Origin of the sequence: Chryseobacterium lathyri (assembly GCF_019970085.1) — a bacterium.
GTDB lineage: Bacteria > Bacteroidota > Bacteroidia > Flavobacteriales > Weeksellaceae > Chryseobacterium > Chryseobacterium lathyri.
This window is the reverse complement of record NZ_JAHXYG010000001.1, coordinates 1,142,295-1,155,003: the sequence shown is the minus strand read 5'-3', so window position 1 is coordinate 1,155,003 and position 12,709 is coordinate 1,142,295. Positions and strand designations below refer to the sequence as shown.

Annotated in this window: 5 protein-coding genes; all 5 read right to left on the bottom strand. The window is 36.3% G+C overall.

All coding sequences use genetic code 11. From position 1 onward, the window contains the following. Nucleotides 1-191 precede the first annotated feature (191 nt). Nucleotides 192-602 (bottom strand): VanZ family protein, encoded by a 411-nt coding sequence (locus tag LC418_RS05310; protein WP_338075514.1) that lies wholly within the window; start codon nt 600-602, stop codon nt 192-194. Continuing rightward, the gene (gene gcvH / locus LC418_RS05305; protein ID WP_111957411.1) at nt 544-921 is read right to left on the bottom strand and encodes a glycine cleavage system protein GcvH; all 378 of its coding nucleotides are present in this window, start codon (nt 919-921) and stop codon (nt 544-546) included. Before gcvH ends, LC418_RS05310 begins: the two co-directional genes overlap by 59 nt. A 130-nt stretch (nt 922-1,051) precedes the next feature. Further along, complete coding sequence (locus LC418_RS05300; RefSeq protein ID WP_223558335.1) at nt 1,052-4,567, bottom strand: T9SS type A sorting domain-containing protein; 3,516 nt, start codon at nt 4,565-4,567, stop codon at nt 1,052-1,054. Continuing rightward, nucleotides 4,567-5,583, bottom strand: coding sequence for a cell wall anchor protein (locus LC418_RS05295; RefSeq protein WP_223558334.1), 1,017 nt, complete (start codon nt 5,581-5,583; stop codon nt 4,567-4,569). Before LC418_RS05295 ends, LC418_RS05300 begins: the two co-directional genes overlap by 1 nt. Before the next feature lie 124 nt (nt 5,584-5,707). Continuing rightward, entirely contained in the window at nt 5,708-12,670 is a 6,963-nt protein-coding gene (gene sov, locus LC418_RS05290) for a T9SS outer membrane translocon Sov/SprA (RefSeq protein WP_223558346.1), read from the bottom strand. Between the last annotated feature and the right edge of the window lie 39 nt (nt 12,671-12,709).

Genomic DNA, 12,709 nt, shown 5'->3' with positions numbered 1-12,709 from the left:
GACCACTCTCGTTTTTCAGTGCGGCAAAGATAACAACTTATTCAAACGCAAAACAAACTTATTTAACATAAAATTTACATACATTTTACATTGGGGATAAGTATTAATACAGTATTTTGATTATTAATACTTTATGCACATAGCGTAGTTATCCACAATCGTCGTTGAGAAAAAAAATAAGAAAGTTTGGTTTAGAAAAAACGTTTAACTAATACCTTATATATAGAGTATCCAATCAGACATCCTATAGTATCTGCTACTATATCTAAAGATTCCATGGATCTGCCTAAGCCCATTTCTTCCTGGAAGATTTCAGTAAGGAAAGCATATATAAGGATGATCTGAAAGAAATATAAAAATTTAATTTTGTGAAAAGTGGCAATGAAACAGAAACCCAACATTGCAAATATGCTCACATGCAAAACTTTATCAATACCGTTGAACATGAACCAGTATTCGTTATTTTCTTCGCCTGGTTTTAGGAGCATATAAGTAAGAAATGCCCAATAAATGGGCAAAATCTTACTAAATATTTTTGAAACCTTATCCAATGATTGCCTGGTATTCTTCTGCAGTAAGCAGTTCTGAATGATCTGCACCATCAGCAATTTCTAATTTAATGATCCATCCGTTTCCATAAGGGTCTGTATTTAACAGCTCAGGCTGATCTTCCAACTCTGAATTAAACTCAATAACTTTTCCGGCAATAGGCAGGAATAAATCTGAAACAGTTTTCACTGCTTCTACACTTCCGAAAACAGCCGCCCCTTCAAGATCGTCATCTACAGTATCTACATCTACGTATACGATATCGCCCAATTCTCCCTGTGCAAAGTCTGTAATACCGATTGTAGCAACATTACCTTCAATCTTGATCCATTCGTGATCTTTAGTGTACTTTAATTCTGATGGTGTATTCATTTTAATTTTTATTTTGTACAAATGTATTCAAAATAATAAAAGCTTCAAAGAGGTAATGGATATCTTAATCAAATTTTGGAGACAAAATAAAAAATCGCTACCGAAGCAGCGATTCCTATGTCTTAAATTATTATTTCTTTATGACTTTGTTAGGAAAAGTTTTTCCATTTGAATCAATTAAAGTAACCATGTAAATACCTGCCGGATACTGTGACATGTTAATTTCAATCATCGTCTTTGATGATATATCGAGGGTTATAATTTTTTTTGCCTCGATTGAATAAACTTCCAATGTTTTAAAATGTTTACCATTGAGATCAATATTAAGGATGTCTTTGGTAGGATTTGGATAGATTTTATAGTTTATATTTTGTAGTGATACTTCATCTTTTGCTATATATACTATTTCTCCAAAATGAGCAGAGCTTGGATTTCTTATTCCCTGTCTTAAATAAAGTTGTTGAAAATATTGTCCCAACTTAGGGTCAAGCATATCATCAAATGTAAATGAACATAGAGGAATATTTGCATTTGTAATATTCATTTGAGGTACAGCATGAAACTCCGCTCCCGTAGAAGATGAAACAGAAAATCCAGGTTTCATAAAAATAGCATATTTTGCAACTGCCTCTACCCTCTTATAACCTTCTATTTGTTTTGTAAAATCAGATAAAATAATGGTTTTATTATCCAGTGAATTAATATTTATATTCATATGCTTAGCTTTGAAGATATTATTGTTGCCAAGTATTCTATTCGTATAATCTTCTTTTCCAAAACTCATTCCATACCAATAGGAATCATGTGTCAGATCTTTAATCATATTATATCCTGCAGTATTTATAGTACTGTTATCATAAATCGTTTCCGGATGAAATAAATATTCTAGTTCTCGTATATTTAAAATATTCACTCCTGATTTTACGGTATATTGTAATAGATATTTATCATTAATAGCATAATCATAATCTTGAAAGAAAGTTTGAGCTTTTTCTAAAGTCCAAACTCCAGCTGGATTTTTTGCAAAAACAGCTATCCGTATTGGGTAATTTGGTGATTGATATGACGGTTGACTTTTATACCTTAATTGAATTATCTTACCATTAATAATATGTGAAGAATATAGTGTCCATCCATAAACATCAAAATCTAAATTATAATCTCCGCCCAAATTAAGATGATTGGTTGAACTATTACTTAAATCTATTTCTACAATACGATTAAATGGGTCTCCCTGGCTCTTGTGTATGTAATTAATATAAAAACCATTAGAATTACTATTACTTTTAGAAATATTTAACACCTTCCATGCAGATGAATACATATTAAATGGTGTATTATTACTGTTGTATAAATTAGTAAAGGTCTTGAGTAAACTGTAATTTGGTGAATTAGCTTGAAACTGATAGACTCTTATTTTATTGCTACCACCTGTAGAATAGTAATCCATGTCTGAAAGGAAAAATTTATCATCTAACATTTTAATATCAATAAAGGGAGTAATTGTTTGAGAATTTCCTGAAACCCAATTTCCATTATTATTATACCAAGAATACAAAACTCCTTGATAATGGTCAATGACCACCACTCGATTATTCTCGTAATAAAACTTTAGATCAGAATGGCCAATAAAATTTTGAAATAATGTTTTCCAGCCTTCAAAAACCAATTCCTTGTTTACAATTTTATATGATTGTACTTCTTCATTATAATTATTCCCCACAGCATTATATAGACGTACTATAACTCTATTGTCACCAACTCCAATAACTGAAGCATTTTGATTAGTCCCAGGACTAAGCGGATTCTTCATTTGAATCTCAATATCTTTTATATATTGTAGTTTGTTACAATCTACAACTTTATATATTCCTGAAAGTATCAGCTTTCCACTTACAGGATCTAATAAATTAAGTCTAGTTGCAATAACATTGTCATTTGATAATTTTAGTAGTGGATTATTATTGTTTTGATCAATCGGGACATAAATTTTTTTACCGAATGTCTGTGATGGGTGAACACTCGCTCGATTAATATCAACCGCCTGATCAAATGTTAATGCTGTAGATCCGCTTGGATTGACTATTATAGGAGCTCCAATAGAAATATCATTAGAAGGACAATATGGCCCAATGGATTGTATTAAACTATTATTTGGATCTAGCCAAGCCGACATTTGTGGATAGTTACTTGAAAAACGAGAATATCCTGCAGGAGCGCAATCCCAAACAGACTCTCCGCACATCCAATAAAAATTATTTGAACCACAATACAAATCATTATCAGAAGTAGATAAAGAACCAATTAATTTATCCTGGCTGTTAAAGAGTGGACCGCCAGATGAGCCTCCTTCTACGACTCCAGTTTTAAAAATAACACTTAAAAAATCGCCTACAGATAAGGGAGTATAATTAGCTGTTGTAGGATAAACATGCCTTGCTAAAGAAATCTTTTTTGCATCTCCACTTGGGTGATGGATACTATACCTATCTGTAGTCGTATTTATGTAAGAACTAATATTATTATCCCATCCGGCATAACATACTTTATACCTTGTCAATACCTCTTTTGTAGTATTTAATTTTAGTAATGCAAAATCTCTCCAAGTTTTAGGGCTATCAGCCAGCAATTCACACCCTAAGACAGAATTATTTGAAACATTCGACGGAGCATTCGAACCATTACTGTCACAATTAGGAGTTTCATAATTAAATAGTACTAGCAGTTCATTTTTCCAATTAGCATTCATTGTATTTGATGCTCCAACACAATGCTCTGCGGTTAAAAAATACGGAGTTCCATCTTGTTTACCATTATTTACTAATGTTCCTGAGCAACTAAAAGTATACCCCCCAGATAACTTCTTGTAATTAGCTAAAACTAAACCTACAGATTTAATATTCCTTGCAAGATCATTATTGCCATTACCAAAATTACAAACAGCATTTCTATTACAATCTCCGGAACTTCCAAATGCTCCTCCCTTATTAAAAAAATTTTTGAATCCGTGTACTACACTTTTTAGAGTAAGACTGGGTACCTCTGGAGAATCTATAGGATATGATAATTCCAGATAAATTTTACTCCCAATTACCGGCTGTGTCATAAAGCTGTAACCTTCTTGGACCATTTCTTTAGGATTATTATTAGAAGTAAAGGCTCCTAAAATCATTTCTCCTTCGTTATCATAAAGAAAAAGAGTCGCTCCCTTAGGTAAATTATAGTTTTTAAAATATGCTTGCAGTGATTGAGCATTATCTGAAGTAATTTCTACAATATTATAATATCTGTCTTGATATTTAAATCTCTTATTAATATCTGCAATATTTGCATCACTATCTACAATTTTACCATAAATATCAATGCCTTTATTCTCTTTTAGTTCAATTTCGGAAGCCTCTTTTTTTATATCATCATTATTTAAATCTGGTAGCTTTATTTTATCAATAATAGTAAATAGGCTAGTAATACTTATTGTTTTCTGATCCGCACTCTGTACATACAGATTATCAAAAATAGCCTTTTCTTGCCACCCTACTTTATTATTGAAAAATAAATTAAAAGTAGGTTCACCTGCTTCACTTTCCTGAGCAAACAATAAAGCATGAAAAAATAAGCAAAAAAGGAATATGTTTCTTTTCATCATTACTTTTTATTGTTTATCTGTTTTTTCAATACTTCAATTTCATCTGCTTGTATCTTAAGCTGCTTATTTTGCTCAATCGTATACAGCGTAAGTTCTTCAATTTTCTGAAGAAGCTTAATCTGAAACTCTCCAATATTAACTCCTTCTTTTTCCATCTGTGCTGCTGATGCAATTTCAGGAAGGTGCTTTTTTTCTTTAATATGCTTTTCAACCTCATCTAATTCCGGCAGCTTATACTCTTCATCAAAAACAAAATCAGCTGTTGGTGTTAGGGTTACTTTTACTTCCTTTGCTTCAAACTTTCCTTGTAATGCAGCATTTCCATTCACTGCAATTTTCATTATCTCATTCATAGCTACAGGTGAATTTAATGCAATCATTTGCTGAGGAGATGTTAAAAATTTGATTCCATCATCATTTAATGTTATAGCTACTTTAGAAAAGTTCAGAGTTCCATTACTAGATACCCATCCATTTCCAATATTATTGTCTGCTTTAGCTCCAAAGCTCATATAAGTTGCGGCTGAACTTCTTAAAGATCCCCAATTATTTAATGATCCATTTTCATATCTTATGGCAAATGCATTAATACCTTCTGTAGCATTAGTATTTCCAGTTAAAATATTCCCCCAAACATCAATTTTAGATCGTGGATCTGTAGTTCCTATCCCCACATCTCCATTAACATTTGCCATTAATAACTGATTCCAATTCCCCCATTGACTGTCTGCCTGCGAGGCATTTCTATAGAATACCCCTCCATCATTAAAATTAAGCTGGTGTACTTTATTACCTGAACTATCAACCCAAGGTGCTATAGTAAGCATCGATGAGTAGTTTCCTATTCCCGGCACCTGTACTACATCTCTGAATTTAAATTCTACTTTTGCTATCTGGCTATAGGCGGATGGAAGAGAATTCACATCTCTTGTATCCAAAACAGCTAAATTTGTAGCCTGTTGGGCATAAGTTAAACCTGAAAATATCATCCCAAAAATCAATATTGCTTTTCTCATATAATTTTTTGCCATAAAGATACCATATAAACCAAGCTATTCCAAAAAACGTGAATTAAAACTAAAATCCCCTTCTTTTACAGAAAGGGATTTTTATTTTAGTAATTATGTATTAAATTTTTTCTTAGAAACCACCACCTGAGTCTCCAAATGTAAATGTTGCAGACAGACCGGCCCTAATGGTAGACAACGGAAATGCCGTTGATATTTTGTATTTGGAAGTCATCTGCTCATAGAATACTCTCAGGTTCAGATTTTCTGAAACGTTATAATCTGCAGAAAGCTTTATATTCATGAGTTTCTGTCCTCCGGTGATCTGTGAATCATTCAACAGGATATTCATGATGGAAGTTTTGCTGTCTCTCAGTGAAATATCTCCTCTGATGTTCAGGTCACTTCCTTTCCCCCTAGATCCTCTCGTATTGGCCATACCAAGTCTGAAGTTTTTAACGATATATCCAAGTCTTACTACATATTCCGTATTGGAGTCTTCAGTAAGAGTATGGTTGACCAATCCTAATAGCATCATCCTGTTTCTATTATACTGAAGTCCAAACTGCATATTGTTTCTCATGGTAACATCTATACCGATAAGTGGCGAGAAAGACTCTACATAACCAACCTGAGAGAATGTAAACGGATTGATGTAATCATTATTGACATCAAATGCATTTCCACCGGAAAGCCTGTTAAAGTAATCTATACTTGACTGGATACCAGTTGCCGTATAGGTCGCGGTATATCCGTGCAGGATATCAAATTTAGAGAACTGACCATTAATGATCGGAATGTTTCTTAAACCTGAATAGGTAATCTTCCAGTTTGGAATCGGAAGACCTGCTTTTTTAGCATTTCCCATCTGCTTAACAGATTTGCCTTCAACTGCCGCCCGGAATGCAGGGATCAATACATAAGCATTGGCAATACTATAATGATCTGCAAAGCCATCACTGTTCAGTACTTCTCCTAATCCCATCTGCTGGGAAAGGATCATTGCATTTTCCCTGATTGCCTGATAAACGGCCTGGGTCTCTTTGAATGACGTTTTAAGAAGTACCACAGAGTTAGAATAAGTTACCTGATCATTCGCAAATGCATAATCATGATTTGCAGTTCCAAGGTTATTTCGGTTATTAAATCCAGACTGTGAAAAGTTTCTGTTGTAGTTATGCAGTGCACTAAGATCAATTCTGAAATCATTGATAGGAACGATCTGTAAATTGGCCCTTAATTCTTTTGTTGACATTTTCACATAAGGATCGGTCATATAAGGGGAATCACTTACCCATCCATTTTCCAGCACGGTTCTTCTGATATCAGCCTGTGATCCGAAAAGGAATCCAATCGTAGGGCCTCCTAATGTCTGGCCATATCCATACATATTTGGTGCTGAAAGTAAACCTGGAAGTACCGTTCCGTTATTTTCAGAATAATTAATATCTAACTGTTTGAACGATGTTAGTGCGAAAGCTGCGCTCTGCAGTATTGTCAGTTTATTTTTGAATTTATAGCTCTTATATCTATATCTTTTCTTCTCCCACTGCTGTGTATATGCGTTGTTCAATGAGTCAATTTCCTGTTTACGCTTCTGCAGTTTTGCAGAAATGTTTTTGAAATATTTAAACTGCCCGAAGAACTTCGGAATATCCGCAGTAGCCGTAGCCTGAATCACGTTTGTATTCTGACCTACGGAACCTAGGCTTCCTTCAGGACTTGAAAGAAGTGCGGTAGATCTTGCATTCCAGTTGTATGTAAGTCCATACCCAACTTCTGCATCGATGAAATCTAAATACGGAAGGTACTGGAACGGCAGTTTGTAGTTTAGCTGTACTCTGTGATTGTACAATACCGGTCTACCTGCTCTGAATACATTTCCAAAGATAGACTTGTCACTCATGCCATTTACATCTACATTATCATTGAGGGTTCTCGTTGCAGAGTTGATTTCTAACTTTAATGATTTTGTAAAGTTGAATCCTAAACCGTACTGCCACCCGAAGAAGAAGTTTCTGTTTTTGATCGCAGCAAAACTATCACCGGTATTTCCGCTTAAGATTGCTTCTACATTTCTAAATTCAAGCTCATTGTAATTTCTGTCTACTTCAGTTCTGAAAGATAATCTTGTAGGAACCGGGTTGAAATTGAATTCTTTGATCCATCTCAGATATTTTGTAGATTTCGCCGTATCGCTGATCATTTTGTTGAATGGCTTAATTACCCACGGTTTGAAAGTATAGTTGTAATCAACATAACCTCTCAGATATTGTCTATAGTTTCTTGAGGTATAAATATCTCTGTAATAATCGTCATTATAAACTGCCGTTACGGAAACGTTCTCAATATCATAGAATTTAGGTTTCTTATTTGGATTTACCCTTTCCTTATGCATATTGACAACGCCAATACTTCTTTGCTGTGTATAAGTTCTTGCTACTTTTTTAAGCTGTTCCTTGTTGGCTGCCTTGCTGAATTCCACATCGGTATCAAGAGGGTTATATTTCGGATCCTCAATAGTTTGTGAATAGGAATAGTTTAAAGGAATTTTCATCCCGCTTTTTTCAGGAAGGAATTTATCTACGTTTACAGCAGTATTAATACTGAATGCAGACTGTGTAGACTGGTTTCTTTCTGCCGGCTTTGAATCTATATTACCAAAACCTACGGATGTATAAGATGCACTCGTATTTACAGTAGCAAAATCTCCAAGGTTAAAGTTCAGACTTGCGTTACCTGCATATCCTCCATCATTTTCAATTTCAGAAAGACGGATCTCATTTACCCAAAGAATCCTGGTAATTGAGTTTGAACGGCTCGCATTTCTTACTCCAATCATAATGGTAGTAATATTTCCTAAACTTGGACGCCCTTTGATATAAATTCTTTTTGATTCATCTCCAAAATTAGGATCCATGATTCTGTCTACAATATTAGATGAACTCTTATCTCTTCGAATTTTGGCATCTACAAAGTTTTGGATTTCCAGATCCACATTGTTTTCAACAGGCCAGATTTCAAAAGGTGTAGTTGCTGTCCTGGGCGTAAGCAACATTTGAGATTCATATTCATAATAGTTGTCCGTAGCATCACTTCCGAAACGGATGAAGAATTTAGATTCAGAATCGATACCCTGATATCTGTCTGTCGGGTCCTGAGCATGTACAAAAAGTTTTAGCTTTTTATATCTTCTCATATCCAGAGTAGTATTCTTGAAAACTCCTCTTGCTTCTCCGGCAAGACCGTCTATCTTCATGTAAAGTGAAGCTTCATTCTGTCTCTGTGCTCCCGCATTTCCACTCAACACCTGTCTGTCAATTCCCGGAGGCAATACATAAGGAGGCTGGTTCAGGGCATTCTCTTCAATATTTACACTTCCTACTTCGAAGTTATTATTTTGTGCTATACCTACCCCTTCCTGTTGTGAAGATACTGTAGGGCTGGCAATCTGATTTGGATATCTTCTCCAGTCTGATCTTACAAGATCCATTGTCCCGAACCTTAAAGTAGAAGTCTGTTCGAACCCGGCAAGCATTAATCTCGCGAATCTTACGTTGTTAAGCACTGATGCACTTCGCTCCCCTTCAGCATCCGTTCCATCATATTTCGAAACAGGAATTCTGAACAGGTACCATTTCACATCAGAAGACTGTCCGTTCTGGAAGGTAGCCTTCACCGTTTTTACATCTACGATATTGTTCTGTCCTAAGGCAAGGCTTGGTTTATCTAGTTTTACAACATATTCATTGTAGCTTTCTGTCTGGTCAAGGTTATAATCTTTGTTGATATCTTCTGCGTCCGGAGTCTGTGAAGCCACTTCCAATGAATTGGCCTGAGAGTTTCCTTCCGGGTTTCTGAAATATTTATATCTCTGAACAAGTGATGCCGCCTGATTACCTGTAAATTTATCCGACATGAAGAATACGAAATCATCCACAGCAGGGTCAACTAAATTGGTAACCGGGTTAACAAATGTATTTCCGAATCTCATAGATTCTTGATCTGAGCTTAAACCATCATATCCTAAATCCTGAGATCTTCTGTCATCACCTTCACTTGAAAACGCATAAAGAATTGGTGGCTGTTTCGGCTGTACTCCCCAATTGGAAGTTGTAGTAGTAGAGGGCGCTCCAGGAGTAGGAAGACCATTTTCATACTGCATTTTGCCGTCTTTCAGGATATCTTCGGAAACGTTTCCTAACTGAAGTAAAAGTCTCGCTCTATCACCTAAGACAGTTCCATCCGCATAAGGATCCATCATCCAGAATTCAACATATTCTATATTTGAATTAACGAAATTGGAAACACTGATGGGTCTCATGATTCCCGCCCATCTGGAAGCCGCTGTTTCGGAACCCGGATTAACGTTGTATGGACCTTTTTCCTGAGGATAGTAAGAAATATCTAAAGTATTGGTGAAGGTCTGCTCACCTGCAACAAAATCTCTGTTATTATAAATTTCGGAATACTGAACTCTTCTGGATGCGTGGTTGGAAACAGACTGCGCTGTAATTCCTGCCGGTGCTCTTCCTCCTACTCCCCAGAATCTCGGATCAATATTATACCATGATAAAAGTCCTCTTCCATAACCGCTTGTCACAGCGTCATCACTAGGAGCTCCGTTAAATGGTGCCGCCAAGTTTTTCTCTGGTCTTGAAGCCAAGCTCCATGCAGTCGGTTCTTTTAAGGATATTTTAGACGTTGTCTGTTCGAAATCATCTACATAAGATTGATCATTTGTTCCTTTATTCAATCCCGGAAGAAGGTATGCCCCTTCCATTTTAAAGTTCAGGTTCGATGGAGCTTCTGTATTTACAAATGGGATCTTATCTGTAAGCCTTGTCAGGAAAGGAACCTGATTGTTGTACATCATGTTGATGCCGGCCATTGTGTTATTAACAGCTTCCTGCCCGTAGTTTACTTTCTGAGTAAGCGGAGATTCGGAATAGTTAACAACTGTTCCCCCTATTATAAAGTTCTCATTGAATCTTCTTTCCAGGTTTAATCCCAAGAATCTTTTTCTCTGGGTATTAAAGGTAAGCTGGTTTTCTAATGAGATATTGATAGCCTGTCCGGACTGTTTAACATTTTCATTGATGATGGTTACTGTTCCGAGCATATAATCCACGGTGTAGTCTACCCCTTCTGTCAGCTGAACACCATTCGCCGAAACTTTTACAGATCCCTGCGGAACGTTTACAGCGCCAAGAGAAATTCCCTGCCCCTGTGTTCCTTTATACCGTCCTTCTATGGTATATCGCTGTGGTACGTTTGAAGGGGTTATTTTTTGTTTATCATAAAGATCATGAAGTACATATTGAGGGTCGTTTCCAACCAAACTTTGCATATAATCTCCAAACGGCTGAACTTTAGTGAAAATTATTTTTCCTGTCTCGGCCCTGATCGTAATCCCGTTGACAAAATCAAAAATACCATCTCCCAATACACCACCATTGGCTTGAATATCACCATTCATGTTGAGACGGTCCCAGTTAAATAAATTCAGTAAATTTTTATCTTGAACACTGGTCCCTGGAAGATAATTTACCTTGCCACCTGTTTTTTGATCTCTATAGAAAATATTAAGAATAAACCCGTCCTGTGCTACCTGGCCTGCATCCAGAGAATAGATGTTCTTCATCATCAGGTCCCACATTGGAGACTCAGTATTCACTTTATTGTTTACCCTAAGAACTTTGGTAACCAACACCGGGCTTTCTTCGGAGAATTCCCCTACTTTATAAACCTTATTGGTACCATCCGTATAGGAATAGGAAACGGCTAAAAGCTGATTATCGTTCAGCTTCTGGTTCAGTGAAATATACCCTAACTGAGGCTGCAATGTATATTCATTGGCATTCAGCCTTCTTGCTTTTGTATTAAAAATAAACTGTTCTCCGTTATCGTAAGGCTGCGCACTTCCCGGGAACATCTGCCCCTGAAAGGTTGTCGCATAATTTTTACCAGCTTCTCTTGGACCTATTGCTGCATTAATAGATGGGTATAATCCATTCTGAGAGTTGTCCGGTAATCCTGAAGCACCTTCTCCCAAATCTCGGATACCAATAATACTTTTCTGATATGCCAGGTTACTGTTTCCCTGGTCTAGTACCCAGACTTCCAGCCTGGTAATATTTACCGTGGAGTTAATCTGTGGATAATTGGCCAGTGCGTTATCATAACGGTCCAGGAAGTAATGTCCCAGGAAAAAGTGTTGGTTGTCTTCGTAGTCAATAGCGTTGACTTTAAAGTTATTCATAACGCCTCCACCCTGTACTACAATATTACGGGCTTCCCCCTGTTGCTGGGAAAGAACTACTGTTCCATAGGTTTTCCCTAACTGGAATTCTGTTTTTACCCCGAATAATGACTGCGAGCCTCGGATAAGACTGGTAGAAAGCGGCATATTAACGTTACCGAATTCTATTCTTTTAATAATTTTATCTTCTCCTCCTGCACTGGGTTTGTCTACTTCACCAAGACCTTTAGTCTGAAGGTCTTTCCAGTTTCCTTTTGCCTGCCATACAAGATTCATCCTGTTTTCGAATGCAAAACCACTCTGGGTATCGTAATTGGCTTTCAACTGGAGATTCTCTCCTACTTTACCCAATAATCCAAGCTGTATCCTCTGGTCTATATCAAAGGTAAAACTGGTCCTGTTCTGTGGCAGGATCAGTGGATTATCTATTTTTTGGTACAGTCCGGCAAAATCTAAAGAGGCATATCCTGAAGGAATGATCTCTATTTTATTACTTCCGAAAATAGTTTCAAACAGCCTGTTGTTGATCATCAAAGACGGAATAAGACCTTTCTTACGGGCGTCCGTTCTATCTCTTCTGTAAAGGAGACTGTACTTATCGGATTTTTCTTTGTAGTAAGCTTTAGACTGCGTTGCGAGCATAAATTCTTTATACTCTTCCGGAGACATGGCTGTAGGAGGACCTGTATAGGTATTTCCTATTTTAGGATATACATAGTACATCCCTGTTTTTATGTCATAAAAGGCCTCATACCTTGTAGGGTCAGCCAGTTGATAATCTTTCTTTATGATCGCAGTATCACGTACCTGTTGTGCAAAGGCACTTACTGACATACACAGGAACGACAGGAACAAAAATATTTTCAGATGCTT

What these genes read in the sequence shown, in the direction of transcription:
- sov (WP_223558346.1), bottom strand. Translation starts at nt 12,670, where the DNA reads ATGTCAGTAAGTGCCTTTGCACAACAGGTACGTGATACTGCGATCATA.
- LC418_RS05295 (WP_223558334.1), bottom strand. Translation starts at nt 5,583, where the DNA reads ATGAGAAAAGCAATATTGATTTTTGGGATGATATTTTCAGGTTTAACT.
- LC418_RS05300 (WP_223558335.1), bottom strand. Translation starts at nt 4,567, where the DNA reads ATGATGAAAAGAAACATATTCCTTTTTTGCTTATTTTTTCATGCTTTA.
- gcvH (WP_111957411.1), bottom strand. Translation starts at nt 921, where the DNA reads ATGAATACACCATCAGAATTAAAGTACACTAAAGATCACGAATGGATC.
- LC418_RS05310 (WP_338075514.1), bottom strand. Translation starts at nt 602, where the DNA reads ATGGTGCAGATCATTCAGAACTGCTTACTGCAGAAGAATACCAGGCAA.